The 19,677-nt window shown below is 61.7% G+C and carries 16 protein-coding genes and 1 pseudogene; 10 read left to right on the top strand and 7 right to left on the bottom strand.

Annotation, left to right across the window (positions count from 1 at the left end; translation table 11 throughout):
• Positions 1–14: 14 nt before the first annotated feature.
• The 8 genes from C0Z19_RS01940 to C0Z19_RS01905 all read left to right on the top strand — a co-directional run bounded on the left by C0Z19_RS01940 (position 15) and on the right by C0Z19_RS01905 (position 8,537).
• Positions 15–1,064, top strand: a complete 1,050-nt coding sequence (locus tag C0Z19_RS01940; RefSeq protein ID WP_102608079.1) for an ABC transporter substrate-binding protein — start codon at positions 15–17, stop codon at positions 1,062–1,064.
• Positions 1,065–1,266: 202 nt separating this feature from the next.
• Complete coding sequence (locus tag C0Z19_RS01935; protein WP_146011976.1) at positions 1,267–1,494, top strand: hypothetical protein; 228 nt, start codon at positions 1,267–1,269, stop codon at positions 1,492–1,494.
• 340 nt (positions 1,495–1,834) lie between these two features.
• The gene (locus C0Z19_RS01930; RefSeq protein ID WP_102608077.1) at positions 1,835–3,148 is read left to right on the top strand and encodes a polyhydroxyalkanoate depolymerase; all 1,314 of its coding nucleotides are present in this window, start codon (positions 1,835–1,837) and stop codon (positions 3,146–3,148) included.
• Positions 3,145–4,746: a methyl-accepting chemotaxis protein gene (locus C0Z19_RS01925; RefSeq protein WP_102608076.1), complete on the top strand. Its 1,602-nt coding sequence runs from the start codon at positions 3,145–3,147 to the stop codon at positions 4,744–4,746. Before C0Z19_RS01930 ends, C0Z19_RS01925 begins: the two co-directional genes overlap by 4 nt.
• A 150-nt stretch (positions 4,747–4,896) precedes the next feature.
• Entirely contained in the window at positions 4,897–5,574 is a 678-nt protein-coding gene (locus C0Z19_RS01920; protein WP_102608075.1) for a response regulator, read from the top strand.
• Complete coding sequence (locus tag C0Z19_RS01915) at positions 5,571–6,947, top strand: sensor histidine kinase (RefSeq protein WP_102608074.1); 1,377 nt, start codon at positions 5,571–5,573, stop codon at positions 6,945–6,947. The genes C0Z19_RS01920 and C0Z19_RS01915 overlap by 4 nt, the downstream gene beginning before the upstream one ends.
• Positions 6,948–7,026: 79 nt before the next feature.
• Positions 7,027–8,037, top strand: coding sequence for an ABC transporter substrate-binding protein (locus C0Z19_RS01910; protein ID WP_102608073.1), 1,011 nt, complete (start codon positions 7,027–7,029; stop codon positions 8,035–8,037).
• A gap of 86 nt (positions 8,038–8,123) precedes the next feature.
• The gene (locus tag C0Z19_RS01905; protein WP_102608072.1) at positions 8,124–8,537 is read left to right on the top strand and encodes a DUF3579 domain-containing protein; all 414 of its coding nucleotides are present in this window, start codon (positions 8,124–8,126) and stop codon (positions 8,535–8,537) included.
• Here C0Z19_RS01905 and C0Z19_RS01900 read toward each other — a convergent pair.
• The 4 genes from C0Z19_RS01900 to C0Z19_RS01885 form a co-directional block, all read right to left on the bottom strand.
• On the bottom strand, positions 8,531–11,611 hold the full coding sequence (locus C0Z19_RS01900; RefSeq protein ID WP_102608071.1) for an efflux RND transporter permease subunit: 3,081 nt from the start codon (positions 11,609–11,611) through the stop codon (positions 8,531–8,533). The two genes, C0Z19_RS01905 and C0Z19_RS01900, sit on opposite strands and share 7 nt — an antisense overlap.
• A complete protein-coding gene (locus tag C0Z19_RS01895) occupies positions 11,608–12,657 on the bottom strand; it encodes an efflux RND transporter periplasmic adaptor subunit (protein ID WP_102608070.1) in 1,050 nt (349 codons plus the stop codon). Before C0Z19_RS01895 ends, C0Z19_RS01900 begins: the two co-directional genes overlap by 4 nt.
• Positions 12,654–14,027 (bottom strand): TolC family protein, encoded by a 1,374-nt coding sequence (locus C0Z19_RS01890; RefSeq protein WP_102608069.1) that lies wholly within the window; start codon positions 14,025–14,027, stop codon positions 12,654–12,656. Before C0Z19_RS01890 ends, C0Z19_RS01895 begins: the two co-directional genes overlap by 4 nt.
• 349 nt (positions 14,028–14,376) lie before the next feature.
• On the bottom strand, positions 14,377–14,754 hold the full coding sequence (locus C0Z19_RS01885; protein ID WP_102608068.1) for a VOC family protein: 378 nt from the start codon (positions 14,752–14,754) through the stop codon (positions 14,377–14,379).
• 469 nt (positions 14,755–15,223) lie between these two features.
• Here C0Z19_RS01885 and C0Z19_RS01880 point away from each other — a divergent pair, with 469 nt between their 5' ends.
• The gene (locus C0Z19_RS01880; RefSeq protein WP_233195965.1) at positions 15,224–16,450 is read left to right on the top strand and encodes an MFS transporter; all 1,227 of its coding nucleotides are present in this window, start codon (positions 15,224–15,226) and stop codon (positions 16,448–16,450) included.
• Positions 16,451–16,455: 5 nt separating this feature from the next.
• Here C0Z19_RS01880 and C0Z19_RS01875 read toward each other — a convergent pair.
• A pseudogene (locus tag C0Z19_RS01875) lies at positions 16,456–16,653 on the bottom strand (SAM-dependent methyltransferase); the annotation flags it as partial.
• Between the two features lie 62 nt (positions 16,654–16,715).
• Here C0Z19_RS01875 and murI point away from each other — a divergent pair.
• Positions 16,716–17,552 (top strand): glutamate racemase, encoded by an 837-nt coding sequence (gene murI, locus C0Z19_RS01870; RefSeq protein ID WP_102608066.1) that lies wholly within the window; start codon positions 16,716–16,718, stop codon positions 17,550–17,552.
• Positions 17,553–17,618: 66 nt separating this feature from the next.
• Here the strand turns inward: murI and C0Z19_RS01865 are convergent, their stop codons facing one another.
• The gene (locus C0Z19_RS01865) at positions 17,619–19,262 is read right to left on the bottom strand and encodes a DUF2334 domain-containing protein (protein ID WP_102608065.1); all 1,644 of its coding nucleotides are present in this window, start codon (positions 19,260–19,262) and stop codon (positions 17,619–17,621) included.
• A 14-nt stretch (positions 19,263–19,276) separates the two neighbouring features.
• A complete protein-coding gene (locus C0Z19_RS01860; protein WP_146011975.1) occupies positions 19,277–19,552 on the bottom strand; it encodes a hypothetical protein in 276 nt (91 codons plus the stop codon).
• Positions 19,553–19,677: the final 125 nt, after the last annotated feature.

Genomic DNA, 19,677 nt, shown 5'->3' with positions numbered 1-19,677 from the left:
AGGAGATGTGTGTCATGAAGCAGAAATCACGCGCGACGATGTTGTTGGCCGGTTTGGCTTGCGCAGCCGGAGTGTTTAGTTCGGCCGCCATGGCCGCCCCGCTGCCGAAAGTCTCGCTGATGGTGGGAGGCATCGACAAGCAGATCTATCTGCCTTATCAGTTGGCCCAAAACCTGGGGTACTTCAAGAAGTACGGCGTCGATATGCAGTTGAGCACCGAAACGGCCGGCGGCGTCGGCGCAGAGGAGGCGGTGGTGTCAGGTCAAGTCGATATGGCGGGTGCGTGGTACCTGCACACGATCGACTTCCAACTGCACGGCAAGGATGTCATCGACATCGTTCAGTTGAGCGGAGCGCCGGGCGAGCGCGAAATGTGTACGCCGGATTCGGGCGTGAAGACGCCGGCCGATTGGAAGGGTAAGACCGTTGGCGTGACGGACGTCGGCTCGGGCACCGACGACCTGACGCTTTATCTGGCCGCGCGCTATCACCTGACGTCGAAAGACTTCACACGCGTAGGCGTAGGCGCGGGCCCGACCCTGATCGGCGCGCTCAAGCACCACCGCATCGTCTGCGGTATGACGACGCAGCCGACCGTCAACGCGGTCGAGAAGATGAAGGTCGGCGTCTCGGCCATCGATCTGGCGACGGGCCCCGGTGTCAACAAGTGGCTCGGCGGTTATTGGCCCACGGCCAGCGTCCTCGCACGCGCGGATTGGGTGAAGGCCCACCCCACCGAGACGCAAGCCGTCGTGAATGCGATGGTCGCCACGATGCACTGGATCAACACGCACAGCGCCTCCGATATCGCCGATCATCTGCCGCCTGACTTCGTCAGCAATCAGCTTTCGACGAAACAGGAGTACGTCGATGCGCTTGCGCAGGATAAGGGCCAATTCCTTCCCGATGGCATGATGCCCAAGAATGGCCCTGAGACCGTCCTCGCTGTCGAAAAGCTGGCAGGCAAGATCGACAAGCCGGTCGATTTGGCCAAGACCTATACGAACGACTATGTGATCAAAGCGAACGCGATGCTCGCAAAGGAAGGGGGTGCCGGGAAATAACGGACCGTGAAGGACCCGGGAGGACACGTACATGGCGATACGCGTCTCCCGGTAAAACGCTAACCGGCATGGCTGGAGATATTCTCGCTTGCGCGAATGTCTCCACCGCGTGAAGCCGATGATTTTCACCCCCTTCCCAATGGACACAATTCGGCTCCGCCCGGTCCCTCCTCTGCCCGACGTGCAGCAAAACAGCGAGGCGGTGGCACGATTCGGCGCCCGCTTGGCCGTCCTGTGCAAGTTCGTCGATGCCGTGCTGCCGCAACTCGCGGCCGACCAATGTCTGCGGATTGAATCGTCGTTCCGGCAAGGCATCGAGGAACTGCTCTCGCGGACCGAGGACATGGTTACGCCGCTCGCGTATCACACGACCCTGATGGAGCAAACGAATGTCATGCTGGAAGCGCTTGCGCAGCGCGGCGGCATGTAGCGGTAACCACCCTGGGGTAAATACCGGCTCTTCCGTGCGCGTCCTGACAGCCAGTAGACAGCTTGCCCTCTCTACCATCCATTTACCGAGCGAACCGACTCATCGCAGCAGGTTCGCTCAGTCGCGCTGAAAGCGCGTCCGACCGGGTGTTGGCGTTCGTGCCTCGCCATGTCGATGTACGGCAACGACGCGCACGGGGCAGGTGTGTGCAGCCTTCGAAAAGAAGACAAGCGTCGCTATTGGAGACCAATTGCAGTACCTGGCGGCCAGAGTTGCCCGCCGTATTGCATTTATCGGGTGCCGAATCCTTTGCACTCGCCCAGGGGGAAATGAAGTGTTGATGCCGTATTCGCTGTACGAGTTGAACAAGAGCCTCTGGGCCCCCGTCCTCCCATGGTTACAGGCCGCCGCAAACTTCTTCGAGATTCTCGACGACGCGCCGTTCGCACAGCCTGCCCGCCGATTCGCGGCCGGTTGCGACCTGCTTGTGCGGCTGTGCAAGCGTTACACGAAACCGGCATTCGGCCTGAGCGAGACAGTTGTCGACGGTCGGCGGGTCGAGGTGACGGAAACCCTCGCGCTCGCGTTGCCATTCTGCCGGTTGCTCCATTTCGAACGCGCGAGCGCATGCAGGCATCCGATCGCGCTGGTCGTCGCTCCGCTGTCGGGCCACCATGCCACGCTACTGCGCGACACCGTACGCACGATGCTGCCGGATTTCGACGTTTACGTGACCGATTGGGTCGATGCGCGAGAGGTCCCCCTTTCCGAGGGGGCTTTTCGTCTGGACGATTACGTCGAGTACGTGCAGGAATTCATCCGACTTCTCGGCCCGGATGTGCATGTGGTGTCGGTATGCCAATCGACCGTACCGGTGTTGGGCGCCGTGTCGCTGATGGCCGCCGGCGGTGAAGCAACGCCCCGAAGCGTGACGCTGATGGGCGGGCCCATCGATGCGCGCTGCGATCCGACGGCGGTCAACGAACTTGCCGTCAACCGGCCGCTCGAGTGGTTCGAGCGGGAATTGATCGATACGGTTTGCGCCGGCTATGCGGGCAAGGGACGCAAGGTGTACCCGGGGTTCATGCAACACGCGGCCTTTGTTGCGATGAATTCGGAACGCCACCTGCGCTCGCACGCGCGCTACTGCTCCGCCGTCGCCGCCGGTGACGGCGAGGCTGCCGAGGCACATCGCCGCTTTTACGACGAATACAATGCCGTGCTCGATATGGCGGCCGAATACTATCTGGAAACAGTTCGGGTGGTGTTTCAAGAGTTCAGCCTTGCGCGTGGCGAGTGGCACGTTTTCGGCGAACTCGTGCGGCCGGATGCCCTCGCGAACACAGCGCTCATCACCGTCGAAGGGGAGCGCGACGACATCTGCGGGCGCGGACAGACCCACGCAGCCCACGATCTCTGCACGAGCATCCACGCATCGGACAAGCATCGCCTGACCGGCCCTGCTTGCGGCCACTACGGCATTTTCTCGGGGCACGTCTGGCGCAGCGTCATCTATCCGCAACTGCGCGATCTGATCTATCGGTATGACGCGTGCGCGTGGAGTGCATGCATCGACGCCTACGCTCGCCGCGCATGGGGCGCCCGACGACGGAATCGCAGTATGTACCCGTATTTTCGGCTAGGACGGCGATGAAGGCGTATGTGTCGAACATGAAGATCGGGGTCAGGCTTGGCTTGGCATTTGGCGCACTGCTTGCCCTCATGGTCGGCGTGGCGATCGTGGGCGTCACGCAGCTTTACGTCATGGACGGCGCGCTGACGGATGCCGTCGATGTCAGTGGGGGCGAGAACCGGCTGGTTTCACAGGCCCTCGAAAGCGCCCAAGAGGCGGCGGCTGCGATGCGCAATTGCGTCGCACTCTCCGACGACTCGCGCAAAGTCGCCGAGAAGCGGACTTTCGATAGCGGCATCGCGAACTATGACAGCGCGGCGAAGAGGCTTGACACGCTGTTTGGTGACGATCCGGGAGTCAGCGACGACGAGCGCAACTTTCTGAAGGAGCTCAAAGCGGCTCACAACAGCGCGCTACCGGCCGCAAAAAAGGTGCTAACCCTCGCGCTCGCGAACGATCCTGGCGCACGCGACTTGATGATGAACGAAGCGGTTCCGGCGCTCAACCGATGGATCGCAATCATGGTGCGGTTCAGCGATTACGAAAACGCTCAGAGCAGCGAAACGTCGACCGAAGCCCACGGCACGTATGGACGCAGCATCGGATGGCTTCTCGCGCTGTGCGGTGTCGGCGTCGCGGCCGGCGTAGCAGTCGCATGGCTTGCTACGCGCAGTATCACCGTGCCGCTCCGGCAAGCGGTCCGCGTGGCTGAGACGGTGGCTTCGCGCGATTTGACGTCGCGCATCGACACCGCTCGACGCGACGAGGTCGGTTTGCTGCTGCAAGCGCTTCGTACAATGAACGGCAACCTGGCGGAAGTGGTCTCGGAGATTCGGTCGGCGACCGAGTCGGTGCAGGTCGCATCGGAGGAAATCGCAAGCGGCAACGCCGACCTTTCCGTGCGGACCGAGGAGCAGGCTGCCTCACTCGAGCAGACCGCATCGACGATGACGCAGTTGACTGAAACCGTGCGGCAAAACGCAGGCAATGCGCAGCAAGCAAATGCGTTGGCGGTCAGGGCCGCCGACCTGGCCGACAGCGGCAACGATGCAGTACAGGGCATGGTTGCGACGATCGAAAAGATCAGCGGCAGCTCGACGAAGATTTCGGAAATCACGAGCGCCATAGAAGGTATTGCGTTCCAGACGAACATTCTCGCGTTGAACGCTTCCGTGGAGGCCGCGCGGGCCGGCGAACAGGGACGAGGCTTCGCGGTGGTGGCGAACGAGGTACGAGGGTTGGCGCAACGCTCGGCTGCGGCGGCGAAGGAAATCAAGGATTTGATTGTGTCATCGGTCGGAATGATTCAGGACGGCGCGCTACAGGCTGTTGAAGTCGGCGAAACCGTCGGCTCAGTCAGGCACGCGATCAAACAGGTGGCCGACATCGTCTGCGAAATCGCGGCGGCTTCGAACGAGCAGAGCCGGGGCATCGAACAGGTCAATCAAGCGGTGATGCAAATGGATGACGTGACTCAGCAGAATGCCGCGCTTGTCGAACAGGCGGCCGCCGCCGCCAAGTCGCTCGAAAAGCAGGCTGCGGATCTGAACAGTGCCATTTCGGTGTTCACGGTCGACGAGAATGCGATGCTCGAAAAACAAGAATATCCAGGGAAATAACGGATGGCGGAACACCCGGTGGGCACGTAAATTGTGGGAACTGCCTCACGGTAAAACGGTAACCGATATTGCCGGCGATGTTCTCGCTAACGCGAAAATCCTTAAATACCGATCATCGCGATTGATTTGCGTGAGACGTTGGTGGCCTCGATGAAACTGCTGCTTGTAGAAGACAATCTGGAGTTTGCGCTTTGGCTCAGCAAGGCGCTGCAGGCGGAGCGATTCGACGTCGAATGCGTACACGACGGTTCGGCCGCTATCGATCGCATCGGCCAATCTCAGTACGACCTGCTGCTCCTCGATCTTCGGCTACCCGGCATGGATGGGCGCAACGTGCTCAGCAGCATTCGGCGCCGCCGCAACGATACGCCAGTACTCGTGGTCACAGCCAACGCCTCCGTCGATGCCAAGGTGGATTGCCTCGATCTCGGTGCCGACGATTACGTCGGGAAGCCGTTCGAAATGCGCGAGCTCGTCGCGCGCATCAAGGCTTTGATCAGACGGCATGGCCGCAGCAGCCAATCGGTCGTTCAATGCGCGGATCTTCAGTTCGACCTCGACACACACGAATTCCGTGCCGGCGGCCAGCCGCTCGAGTTGACACTGCGCGAGCATCACGTGCTCGAAACGCTGATGCTGCGGCAGGGAAAAACCGTCACCAAGGCGCAGTTGATGGTCAAGGTGTTCGACATCGGCAGCGAAGCGAGTGAAAACGCCATCGAAACGTATGTGCATCGCCTACGACGCAAGCTATCGGGGTCGCAGGCACGGATCCTGACGTTGCGCGGGCTCGGCTACCTGCTGCGCGACGCGAATGCCGCCACATGAACCAGTTGCGTGTGCGGCTGCTCTTGTGGGTGCTGGTGCCCATGACGGTGGTGCTGGCGTTGATGGCAATCGTATCCTGGCAAAACGCTCGGCACACCGCCCTGCTCGTCCAAGATCGCCGCTTGCTTGCGTCGGCTGAAGTCATGGCCGGCCAGGTCAGGTGGCAACAAGACCGGATCAATGCGGAGACGCCCCCGGCCGCGCTGCAAATGTTCGCCTCCCGCGAGCAAGACCGCGTCTACTTCCAGGTGCGGACGGCGACAGGCGAGGTGCTGGCCGGCTGGCCCGATCTGACGAAGGGCGATCCCACCTCAGAAGATGCGCCCCGCTACAGCAGCGTCGAATACCACGGTGACGCGTTGCGCATGGTCACGCTGACTCGCCGTCTGTATCGGGGCGGCATCACCACGGCCGTTCTCGTCAGTGTGGCGGAGAGCAGCCATGCCTACCATCATCTCCTGCAAACGCTTTGGCGGCCCGTGCTGGTCCAGGAATCCGCGCTGCTCGCGCTCGCGCTGGCACTGATGGTGATCGGCCTTACGCTCGAGCTCAAACCCCTCCTCCATTTGCGCCGCGATTTGCAAGCACGCGAGACGGACGATTTCAGCCCGCTCGGCACCATGCAGCTCCAACGCGAGCTGCGTCCAATCGTCGATACCATTAATCAGTACGCCATGCGCCTGACGGCGCAGATCAACATCCAAAAGCGATTCATCGCCGACGCCGCCCATCAGATGCGCACGCCGGTCGCCATCATGAGCACGCAGCTCGATTACGCGGCACATCTGACGCAAGACCCCGAACTGAGCGAGACGTTGCGAGCCGTGCGCGCTTGCGCGCGTCGACAAAAGGACCTGATCAATCAGTTGTTGAGCCTGTCCCACGCGGAATCGAGCCGCGCGGCGAATCTTCCGCGCAAGAAGGTGAAGCTGCTCGATCTCGCGCAAGAGGTGCTGGTCGATTTATCCGTGCTTGCGGACGACAAGGAAATCGATCTCGGCCTGAGCGCGACGAGCGCCGAGGTCGCGATCTGGACATATCCCACGCTCGTACATGCCATCACGTTCAATCTCGTCGATAACGCGATCCGCTATACGCCCCATCGTGGCCACGTGACGGTTCATGTCGGCCCCAGCGAAGACGGTGGCGCCATCCTGCGAGTCGACGATACCGGACCTGGCATTCCGGATGTCATGAAAGCCCGCGTGTTCGAGCGGTTCAGTCGCGGCAACACGTCGGGCAACGACGGGTTCGGGCTCGGCCTCGCCATCGTCGGCGAAGCGGTGAAGGCATGTGGCGCCGATATCGAACTCGTGACTCGGCCCACGGGCGGGCTGGGTGTCATCGTTCGGCTACCATTGGATCAAAGCTGAACCGGATACCGGATTCGAGACGTCGCACGCGTGTTCGCCGCGCGACGAACTACACCAAATACGAAGTGGAGAGACCACGATGAGTACTGCAAGACGTGCGACAGCCATGGCCGCGCTCGTGCTCGGTGCGTGCTGGGCGACGCGCGCCGCCCATGCCGAGGATACGATCACCCTCATGGTGGGGGGCATCGACAAGATCATCTATCTGCCCGCGATACTCGCAAAACAGCTCGGCTATTTCGAGCAGCCGGGACTGGACGTGAACGTCGTGACCGAACCGGCGGGCGTCAATGCCGAAGACGAACTGATCGCGGGCGCAGTACAAGGCGTGGTGGGTTTTTACGATCACACGATTGATCTGCAAAGCAAGGGCACCGAAGTGGAATCGCTGGTCCAGTTCGCGTCGGCGCCTGGCGAAGTCGAACTCGTGGCTGCGGCGCATGCCGCGGATATCAAAACGCCCGCCGATTTCAAGGGGAAATCGCTCGGCGTAACGGGGCTGGGATCGTCGACGGATTTTCTCACTCAATACATGGCAAAAAAGTTCGGACTCAATAGAAGCGACTATCACCTGTTGCCCGTCGATGCGGACATGACCTTCATCAATGCCATGCGGGCTCACCGGATCGTGGCGGGGATGACGACCGAACCCACGGCGTCGGAGTTGCTCTCGACCGGCGAAGCCAAGGTCTTGATCGATTTGCGAACCGAAGCGGGCACACGAGAAGCGCTGGGCGGTCATTATCCGGCAGGATGTCTTTATATGCGCGCCGCTTGGGTGAACGCGCACGCAGATGCTGCACGCAAGCTCACTCACGCTTTCGTGCGAGCGCTGCAATATATCCACACGCACAGCGCGGAGCAGATCGTCGCGCAATTGCCGCGCAGCTACTACGAGAAACGGAAGGCGCTTTACGTACACGCGCTCAAGGCCTATCAGTTCACGTTCTCTGTCGACGGCCGGATGCCGGCCGACGGTCCTCGAACGGTACTCACCGTCATGTCGGCGATCGACCCGAGCGTGAAAGCAACGGACATCGATTTGTCGAAAACGTACACGACCGCGTACTTGGACGACGCTGAAAAATAGGCGTAAACAAGGAGATCGCCCGACAGCCGGGCGTCAGGTTGCATGACCTACCATCGTCGTCCTGATTTGGTTCGATGGGATGCACGATGCAAGACGAGAAGGACGCGCCGCCTGGGCGCGGCGAAACATCGCGGCAATCACCGCAATCACCGCAATCGCCACCATCGCAGCAGTGCGACGGAGGTTCGATCGCACCCGCATCCGGTGGGACACACTATCTGATCGTCGGCCTGACGCTTGAACGCCGCACGTTCCGTCCTTCCGACTGGCCGGAACGCCTCGCAGGCGTCGTTGCACTTTTCATCGCCGAGCGCGGAACGCAGACGACTCAGCGCCGACGCCAATTCGCCAGCCCCGTCGTGCATGACGGCATCAAGTCATTGCTGATTGACGCGGCGCTGCGCGACGCGTGTCCCGATGCCTTCACCTTCGTCTCGAGTTTTGCCGCGGAAAACGCATTGCCGATGCACGACTACGTGCAGCGGCAATCGGGTCAATGAGAAGCAGCCGGCTCGCGATCCTCACGGCGACCGGTCAATCCGATCATCACCGGCATCGCCAGTAGAACCAGCGGCAACTGCACCAATGCCCCGGCGATGATGGCAATCGCCAACGGCTGCAACATCTGGTCGCCCGACCCGCTGACGGCAGCACCCAACGGTACGAGTGCGAGAATCATGGCGAGCGTACTCATCGTGATCGGCCGGAGACGATTGAGCGCGGCCTCGCGCAGCGCCTCGCGCTTGCCCATCGTCTCTCGCAACAACTGATACTCCGAGACGAGGAAGATCGCCATCTCCGTCGCAATCCCGATGATCATCACCATGCCCATCATTGCGGTGATATTCAATTCGACGCCGGTCGCCCACAGGCCGATGAACACCGCCCCCGTCGAAAACAAGGACGTGCCCATGATGACGAGCGGCACGAATAGTTCACGGTACAAGAACAGCAGCAGAATGATTTCAGCGGTGACCGCCGCCGCGAACACCTTGATCATCCCGCGCACGGCCATTTGCTGCTGCTTGTACGCCCCGCCGAACGTATAGGCTACGCCCGCCGGGATCAGGCCTGGCTTGTCCAACGCGCTTCGAATCGCCGCGATCGTAGAACCGAGATCGTGCGACCCGCTGATTTGAGCCGTTACCGCGACAATTTGCCGGAGGTTGTCTCGCGTCAGCTGCGGTTGCCCTGAAACGAAGCGCGTCGTCGCCACCGTCCCCAACGAGAAAATCGCACCGCTTGGCGCTCGGATAGGCAGATCCGCGAGGCTATCGCGGTAAATCGGCGAATGCGGTGCCTTGAGCCAAAGCCGTACGCCGACATCCTCTACCGTACCGAGGTAACGCGTCACCACGGCGCCATGCAGATAGTGGTACACCTGCTCCTTCACGTCAGCCGGCGTCATCCCTTTGAGCGCGGCTGCGGCGGGATCGACGCGAATATCCAGCGCGTCACCCGCGGGCACTACGCCTGGGTCGACCGAAGCCGGTTCGACACCGGGCACCTTCGAAATCGTATCCGCCACTTTCTTGGCGATGCCGCCGAGCACGTCCGGGTCTTTCGCGCTCAGTTGAACGACGACAGGCTGTCGACGGCCCACCATGTCGCCAATCATGTCGCTCATCAGTTGGTGCGTATCGAAATCGATGCCGGGGACACGCTGCGTCACGTTACCCGAGATATCGTCCATCACCTTCCAGATGTTGGGCCGCTTGGACGGATCGACGAGGTGAACGAAGAAGTCCCCCTGGTAAGTCTCGGTCAAATCTCCCCCAAGGCCCGCGCCCGTGCGGCGCGAATAGGTGTCGACGTAAGGGTTGCTCTTGAGGATCGCCTCCACCTGCTGCAGTTCGCGGTTCGTTTCGCCGAGCGACGTGCCCGGTGCCGTTTGATAGTCGAGCACGAAGCCCCCTTCGTCCATGCGTGGCAAAAACCCCGTGCCCACGTGGTGATACGCGAGGTACCCTGCACCGGCCAGCACGACGAACCCAGGCACGATGAGCCACGGCGCGCGAAACAACGCATCGAGCCAGCGCGCGTGCATGCGGCGCATCCACGTTTCCTTCCCGTGGCCGGGATCCGTCCACGAACTGAAGTCGATCATCGCCCGGACCAACAACGGAGCGGTGAACGCCGTCAGGAAGAACGAAATGATCAGCGACGACGCCATCGTCAGCGAAAGAAACTTGAAGAAGGCGCCGGTCACGCCATCCAGGAAAGCCAGCGGCACGAAAATGATCGTGGTGGCGAGGGTCGAACCGAACAAGGGCGACAAAAATTCGCGCGCCGCGTGCAGCACGCTCGAGTGCGGGTCTTCCTGATCGGGATGGCCGGCACGCCGCGCAATGTGCTCGATCATGACGATGACGTCGTCGATCAGCAACCCGATCGCGGCGGCAATCCCGCCGAGTGTCATGATGTTGAGCGTCATGCCGAGCAGCCAGAGGATGAGCACGCTGCAAAGCACCGACATCGGCACCACGATCATCGCCACGGCGGTCACGCGCCAGTTGCGCAGGAAGGCGAACAGCACCCCTGCAGCAAACACCAGCCCGATCGCAATCGCCTCCTCCAACGCAGCGATCGACGAACGCACGAGTTGCGTTTGGTCGTACCACTTGGAGAGATGAATTGCTTTCGACTGCGTCTTCATGAATGCGTCGACCCGCTCCTGTACGAGCTTGGCGAGGCTCAGCGAATCCGCCCGGTCTTGCTGATAGACATCGAACGTCACGGCCGGATGACCGTTATTGTTGACGAGCAGCCATTGAGGTGCCGTTCCCAGCTTGACTTGGCCAAGCTGCGACAGCGGGACGACACTGCCTTTGCCGGTTCGCACGGTGGCTTGGCGAACCGAATCGACCGACGTGAAGGCATTGTTGCTGACGGCGAGGTAAAGCAAATCGTTGTCTTCGAGCCGCCCGACCGCGGCGACGGTGTTCGTGGAGGACAGCGCCTGCGCGACGTCCGCGATCGTCAACCCATAAGCTTGAAGGGTTTGCGGGGCGATCGACACCTCGACTTCCGGCGTTTGGCCACCCAGCACGCCCACGCGCCGAATGCCCGGAATTCCCGTGAGCATCGGCAGAATCTGGTAGCGCGCGATCTGCCGCAACTCGGAAGGCGTCTTGCTGTCGGACTGCAGTGCATACGAAACGAACGGCATGATGACGTTCGGGCTCATTTGAATCGCGCTATAGGTGATGCCTTGCGGGAGATCGGACATCTTTTGCGCGAACGCCGCATCGACGCTCAGCAGCGCCCGATTCATATCCGAGCCCCACGGGAAATCGACGAAGATCTCCGCTGTGCCTCGCGAGGTCGTCGACGCCACATCGACGGCGCCTGGCACTGCGCGCGCGGCCGCTTCCAGCGGCTCCGTGACGTCCACCAGCATCTGCTTCGCCGGCATGCTGCCCGCGTCGACTTCGATGCGAATGCGCGGAAAGCTTGTGAGGGGAAACAGGCCGACGGGAAGGCTGATCACAGCGTAGAGGCCAGCCATCGTCAAAACGAACGCAACCGCCAAAACGGGGAGGCGATGACGGTGAAGCCATCCGGCGAATGTCATTGCTCCCCCTTCTTGCCCTGCTGTTCGATGCGCATGCTCATGCCGTCGTCGAGCTGATAGTTTCCGGAAAGAACGAGGGGCTGGCTCGGATTCAATCCGTCGCCGCGAATCACATCCTGGTCTTGATGTGCGCCGGCAATGCTGACCGCCACCTTGCGCGCTTTCAGGCCGTCGTCTTGCACGACGTAAGTGCCACCGTGATCGTCGACGAGAATGGCGGCATGTGGGACGACGTAGCCCTGCGTCTGGCCCACGGTGATGGCGGCGTCCGCCGCCTCGCCTGGAAGAAAGCGGCCGGGCGGCAACGCGATCTCGATCGGGACCAGGCCGGTCGCGGGATCGATCATCGCGCCGCGCTGCAGGACCGTGGCGGGCCAACTCTGGTCTTCGCCGACGGCCGTTACGCGAGCCGCGTTGCCGCTACCGACGAGCATGGCTTGAGCGGGTACGGCGCCCACTTTGAGGATCGATTTCTCGGGGCTGGCAAGGTCCAACAGGGGGGAGCCGGCCGAAACAACCGTTCCTTGCGATGCGGACAAATGCAGCACTATCGCGCGGAACGGCGCGCGCAGCACCTGGGCGCCGCCAGCGCCCTGCGCCTTCAGCGCTGCCAGATTCGATTGCGCGTCCGACTCGGCCTTCTGCGCATCCGCCAATTGCTGTGCAGTCGCGAGATGTTGCGCGAACATCTGCGTCGTCCGCGCCGAAAGTTGCTCCGCCACCCGCAGTGCCGATTGCGCCTGTATATAGGCCGCTGTTGTTTGGGGGCTCGGCACGAGTTGCATCAACGGGGCACCGGCGCCGACTGCTTCGCCTTCCCGAACATAGAGCGTCTGGACCGTCGCCGAAGTCGTCGCCATCACGGTTCGGCTCGCTGCGGCGGAAGCCTGAACCACACCATATGCTTCGATCGTGCGTGGCAAGCTGCCTTGCCGTAAGGCCGTCTGTGTCACGAGCACACTGGGTGTGCCGGCATCGGGCGCGGCAACGGCGTAGGTCGACCAGGCCGCCAATGCGACGGCGCAAAGAATCCATCGATTATTCATTCGTTACCTCGGTAGTCGAGCGGAGCTGTGCGGGTTTGCGGAAGTCCCAAGCCAAGCTCCAATGCCAGGGCAATGCGTGCCTCGTCGAGTCCCCGTTCGAGACCGAATACGTCGAGACGCCGATCCGACGCTGTCGTTTCGTAATCCATCAGCGAACGTTGATCCAGGTCGCTTTGCGCGTAGGCCCTTCGCGCCGCTTGCGCCTGCGACTCGGCTGTAACTGCGCTCAGCCGTGCCTTCACCAGGTAGGCGGCGATGCGGTGGCTGCGCGCGGCGAGCGCAAGGATGCTGGAGACGCTATCGTCGAGCCGGGCCTGATATTGCTCGTGAAGCAAGCGCCGGGTGGCGCGCGTCTTTGCCACTTCGGCCTGGTTCCGATTGAAGATCGGCAGATCGAACGTCGCCGTGGGGCCGGCTGAACGGACATCGGATGTGTCGGATCCATACGTGCCGCCAAGAACGAATGCGGGGAACTGCCCGAGAATGGCGGCACGCACGCTTTCGTCGGCCGAACGATAGCCGAGCTGAAGCGCCACGAGGTCCGGACGCCTGCCCGGAACGCTCGCAATCAGTGCGTCGAGGTCCGACGGCACCTTAGGTACGTGGGGCGCGGCAATCGCAAATCGGATCCCGGGTTTCATCCCGAGCAGCGCGTCGAGATCCTGCCAGTTCTTGAGCTGGTCGAGACGCATCGAGGCGAGCGTATGTTCGGCCGATGCCTTGGCGGCCAAGATGGGGCCGAGCTCGGACAGACCCATGCTGCCCGCGTCCACGGCACTGCTGACGTCCGCGGCCTCCTTCGACAGCGATTTGAAGGTGGCTTCGCTGCTTTCGATCGAACGTTCGCCCCAATAAAGATCGACGGCCAGCAGGCGGGCCTTTTGCGCAACTTGCCACTCGTTCCAAAGCAGATTCGCATTGACCTCGGAGACATGCGCGCGAGCGGCCGATACGCGGCTTCGATAGGTCACGAGCGATGCGACGTCTTGCGCCAGCGACGCCGTGAAAGCGCCCGTCGTGCCCGGTCCGCCCAACAAGGCCGCATAGCTCAGGCTCACGGACGGGTTCGGCAGCATCGCGCTTTGGGTCAAATCCGCCCGGGCGAGATCCGATTCGCCTCGTTCTGTCCGAAGCTCTGGATCGTTGAGGATAGCGAGCAAGCCGACCTGATCGACGCTCAAGGGCTGGCTGACGTCGATAACTACGGCCTTCGCAACGGGTGCCGCGGCAGGTACCGTATGCCGGATATCGTCGATGCTATCGGCCAACCGCGCGTGCTCGGGTAGCGGTAGCGGGTGATACGAGGCGCATCCGCCGATCACCAGCGCACTTGCCACTGCCCCGAGCATGGGCAGAAGTCTGCTTGACATGTCACACCGTCCCAACCTTTCAATTAATTTTCCGCAAACCCAATGCGGAAAAGGGAAATGGAGCAGGTCGGACGAACGTTGTGCTCGCGAGATCCTCTCCTCGTCATCTCGGGCTGCCCACGGCAGCGGCAGCCATATCTGAGAATCAGCGGAGTGTGAACGGAGCCGGCTTAAGGATCGCTTATGCGGGTGGTTGGCTTAGTTCTTTCGGAGGATTGTCGCGGACCGCCCTCCCGGGGGGGCGCGGGTTTGCGAGGCGCATTTTCCCCTGTGGAGCGTCATATGCCTTGAACACGAAATTTATGACGCGCCTTGGTTGCTCCCCCGCTTCCGGGACGGCAACTTGGAACTAGTGCGGTGCGGCGCTATACGCTTCGACGCGGTACCCATCGGGATCGATTACGTAACCCGCGTAGTAATCGGGCCCGTAGTCAGTTCTGAGTCCCGGCGCACCATTGTCGCGCCCTCCGGCCGCGAGCGCACTCGCATGAAATTCGTCGACGCTTGCGCGCGTCGGCGCCGCAAAACAAAAGTGCAGGCCCGATTGCATGTCAGGCTCGACTGGACGATCGGACACCAAGACCCACAACTGCACGGCCTCCGCGCCATATCCCAACGAATCCGCGCCCGCATGCAAGCATCGATAGCCGAGCGCGCCGAGTGCGGCGTCGTAGAAGGCCTTTGACTTGGCGATGTCGCGCACGCCGATAGATACATGGTCCAACATAGGGTGGCTCCTGATCGTGTTGAAAGCGAGCTTCCATTTTCGCGGTCACGCCAGGCGGACACTTTGCAAAAATTGCCGTTCAGTGCGCCACAGCGTGGGCTGATTGATCCCTTCGATACGCAATCCGTTTCCGCCCCCCGCGCAGTACAGCGCATTCACATAACGAAGCGCTACGACAAAAAGCACTGCACGACGAAGCGATTCGCCAAAGCGCATTGCGAGCGAAGGCGTTGCACGATCAAGTCATGTAAGTCTGTCCGCGCGTCCGTTCTGTCCGCCGAATCGCCCATTCCCACACGCTCCGCACCGGCCCCAAAGCCCGCTCGCTCGCCACAAGTACAATAACGGCCGGCGAGCGGCCGTCATGGGCCATAGTTCCCAAGCGGGATCGCCCCGCCCTCGCCTATTCGCCCCTCTCTCATTCACTGCGTCGCCCGATCGCCGCGCTACGAACAATCCATTGGCAGAAGTGACAGATCCACACCATTCCCGTACCGGCACATTTATCCTGGCAGCCAGCCTCGCGTTGATTGCATTTTCGCTGCGTACGCCCATCACGAGCGTCGGCCCGATCCTCCTGGAAGCGGCCAAAGCGACCCATTTATCGCCCACGGGAGCAAGCATTCTGACCACGCTTCCGTCGCTCTGCTTCGGTCTGTTCGGTCCGCTCGCCCCGAGGCTTGCGCGTCGTTTAGGCAGCGAACGGGCGTTGCTGGTGCTCTTGGTGCTGCTCACGATCGGCACTGCGTTGCGGATCATCCCTTCCTGGCAGGCGTTGTATCTCGGTCAAGTCATCGCATGCTTTTCCATCGGTTTGATGAACGTGCTCATGCCCGGCGTCGTGAAACGCGACTTCCCGGAACATGTGGCACTGATGACGGGCATCTATAGCGCAGCGATGTGCGCCGGCGCAGCGACAGCCGCTGCGATCACGGCGCCAGCGGCCAACGCAGCGGCTCATTGGCTCGCCTCGGCCAGTGGTAATGCGTGGGCGTGGGCATTGGCGCTATGGGCGCTGCCTGCAGGGCTGGCCATGATCGTTTGGGCCACCCAGTTGCCGCCCGCGCACGCGGACGCGGCGACCGGCAGACGGCGCGTCACCGGCCTATGGCGAGACCCGCTCGCATGGCAGGTCACGCTGTTCATGGGCTCGCAATCGTCGCTCGCATACATCGTCTTCGGCTGGCTGCCGACCGTTCTGCGCATGCGCGGCATGAGCGCCGTCAATGCCGGACTCATGCTGTCGCTAAGCGTGATGACCCAAGCCGTCGCGTCTCTTTTGCTGCCCTTCCTGCTCGCGCGTCTGCGCGATCAACGCGTGGTGAATCTCCTGTCGTTGGCGCTGACGGGCGTGAGCCTCGTCGGTTGCTTCTTCGCCCCGCTATGGACGATATGGGGTTGGGCGCTGCTGCTAGGGGTTGCACAAGGCAGCTCATTCACGCTCGCACTGACCGTCATCGGCCTGCGCTCGCGCGATTCGCACGTAGCCGCGCAACTGTCGAGCATGGCGCAAAGCACCGGTTATCTGCTGGCGTCGAGCGGGCCGTTCGTTGCGGGCGCGCTCATGCATACGACCGGCTCGCTTTATGGTCTGGCCGCCATGTGCGTCGGCGTTTGCGTGGTAGCGGCCGGGTTCGGTTATGCCGCGGGACGGCGCACGTACGTACAGGCGCAGGCGGAACCGGTCACGCGTTGACAATCGGCGCGATAACCGCGCGTCCCTTCGGGATGCATATCGGGGCGATCACGCCAACCGTCGTCGGGTGCGATCAGTTGCAGGCCGATCTCGTCTTCGATCACGTGCGGCGGCGAATCGACGCGGGTGTGCAGCGCTCGCCACAAGGCGACGCGTACGGCTGAAGGGTCCGGTACTTCGGCTCGTTGATCAGGCTTGTCCATAGTGCGAATTGTTTTGGCCATTTGAGAATAGGCGCCGTGCGATGTCACATTTTCGAATCGACATGACCACCCAGGACGCGCCGATCGGCGTTTTCGATTCAGGGCTGGGCGGCCTGTCCGTCCTTGATGCGATGCGCGCTTTGCTGCCGCGCGAATCCGTGCTCTATATCGCCGATTCGGGCTACGCCCCATACGGCGAGAAGACCGACGCTTTCATTCAGCAACGCAGCAAAGCTATTGCGGACTGGCTCGTCGAGCGCGGCGCAAAAATGCTCGTAGTGGCCTGCAACACCGCGACAACGCACGCGATCCGCCACTTGCGATCCACGTTTTCAATGCCGATTGTCGGTGTCGAACCGGGGATCAAGCCGGCCACGCTCGCCACCTCGACCGGCATCGTCGGCGTACTGGCGACTGCGGCGACGCTGCGCAGCGAACGGTTCAAGATGCTGCTTGCCGAACACGAAGCCCGGTGTCGTTTCGTTTGCCAGGCGGGCCATGGCCTCGTTGAAGAGATCGAACGGGGCCATCTGCAAGGCGCGCTGGTCGAAGATCTGCTGGTGCGCTATCTCACGCCGATGGCGAACGCGGGTGCCGACACCGTCATTCTCGGGTCGACGCACTTTCCGCTGCTCGCACCCACGATTCGACGGCTGTTTGGCGATCGCTTCACGTTGATCGAAACAGGCTCTGCCATCGCCCGGCGGGTACAAGCCCTGCTGCCCGAGCACGGGCTTGCCGCGCGTGGGCTCTCCCCCGGCCGCATTGAGTACTTCTCCACGGCGCGTACACACGACCAACGTCAAGCGCTTGTCGCTATCGCGAAGCAACTGCCAATGAGCGACTTGCGCGTGACCGTCTCAGGGGTCGAGATCGGGCATGCGCTGGCCGATCTCTGATTGCTGGAGCCGGCGTACGCGGCGCATGCTCGCGTCGGACGCCGGCGCCTCGCGACGAGCGCTCCGTTACTTCACGGTATCAGCCGCCACCCAGGTGTACCCGAGTCCGCTAATGCCCTGTACGAGGCTTTTGAAGTCCTGAAAGCCCGGGGTGCCCAGATCAGGCTCGAGCCAGAACGGATGGAAGAAGAATGACGCAAATCCGTCTCGCACGACGAGTGCGTATTGCGCATTCGTATAGAGGTCGTTCCACGTATAGTTCAAACATGAAAACGGATCGATCGAACAAATGTTGTATTCGATATTGCCGAGGTTTTCAGGAATGATGCGCTGCCCGTAATAATCGCGGTTGATGATGTAGGGAAAAAACTGCCCCACCGAATAGTCATGATTGGGCGCCGTCGAATTCAAATTCGGCGTATCGGACGTGTAGTACACCGCACGCTGATACGTGTTCTTGAACAATGGCGGGACCGCCTTCATCGCGAGCGGAGAAGACTGATAGTGCGGCGCTTCCCAAGCGAAGGGCGTATAGCCGTTTGATGTGAACTCCTGCAGTCCGGCGCTGAGCCGCCCGCTCGCCCATTGCGTGGAATCCTCGTCGACCGGGCGATTTTGCGTCGCCAGCCAAAACTCGTAATCGTTGCCGCTTACCGCGTTGTCGATATTCGGCGTCGAGTTGTATTGATGCGTGTAGCCGTGCATCAACACTTTGCCGCCGCGCGCGATCGCATAGTTGAGCAACTGTTTCAAGCCGGTTGCCTGCGAGAGATGCACGGTCAACGAGACGCCCCCGTTGTAAGCGCCGAGCGGATCCATGTAAAGCGGAATCGTGGCGATCGAAAATGGAATGCGCTTGCTGTAGAGATAATCGGTGAGCGTTTTCATCGAGGCGGTCGTCGTGAACGCATTGACGTCCTCGAACCGCACCAGTGCACGGTGCAATACCGGTTGGTTGGTCCCGAGTATGTCGTGCAGCAGATCGCAAAGCACGAGGTAGCGGTCGCGTGGGCCGATGTACGAGAACGGCAGATCGGCGAAGTACCAGAAGTTGCCGGCCCGCACGACGTAGGGTGCCTGCTCGCCGGTCTTGCTGTCTTTAATCGTCACGAGCGCCGAAGCCTTCGTCGCGTCGGTCACCGTTGTCACGCCGATGTCGGGATCCGCGCTGACGACGCCTGTGCTCGCGTTGAACGCGTAGTACTTGACCATGCTCTGGTTCTTGTACAAGACGGTGTCGAAGAAGTCGGGCGTCGGATTGGAACCCGATGGCGCGGCCGATAAGCCGCGCAGCGCACTGAACGTAAAGCCGTAGCGCGCAGCGAAGCCATAGCTGGCGTCCCATGCCACCTGCCAGAGGTTGTCCTTGAACCAGACCACGGTCTTGCTCGTCTTGGCAACGTCCGCGAGGAACGCCGTCGGCACGGGGTTATCGTAGTAACTGCCGAGATAGAAGGTCGCCTGATAGTTTTCGACGTTGCCTGACGTGTAGCTCGACACCGGCGCGAGCGTCACGTCGGTGTTGAAGTGGCCGAGCAGATTGCGCAGCATGATCGCGTAGGCAAAACCGAGCTTCGTATAGGGATCGTTCGGCGGCGCATCGTACAGAACCAGCACTTTCGCCGTGGTCGTTTGCGCCTGCGCGACGCCGGGCCATTGCGCGGTCAATAGGCCGAGCGTCAATAGGCATGCGAGCAACATTCTTTTCATGACCTTCCTCCCGTTCAATCACGCTTGTAATTGCCGTTGGGCAACCTGTGCCGACGCGTATCGAAGCCTCGCGGCTTCCCTTTGCCTTGCTCGGTGGTCATTCGCACCTCCTCGGGAATGCCCGGTACGATTTCTGTGACGACGGTCGGTTTCGCCGGGGGGATGACGCGATGCTGGTTGGCGGGCGGCGCAGTGTTCGACGCTGAAAGCCCGGCCGCCTGTATGCCGGCGGCGAATAGCGCTGCGGCGCATACGGCCGGCGCCATGCGAAGGGTGAGATGGAGATTCACGAGAGGCTCCAAAGGACGATAGCGAGGCTTAGGCGCGCGTCGACCCCGCACGCAATGCGCGCTTTCGAACACGACACCCGGGGGGCGCATGCGCAAAGCAGGCGTTCGTTACATCGGCGTGCGCA

Origin of the sequence: Trinickia soli (assembly GCF_002879855.1) — a bacterium.
Classification (GTDB): domain Bacteria; phylum Pseudomonadota; class Gammaproteobacteria; order Burkholderiales; family Burkholderiaceae; genus Trinickia; species Trinickia soli.
This window is presented reverse-complemented; position numbering and strand designations above follow the sequence as displayed.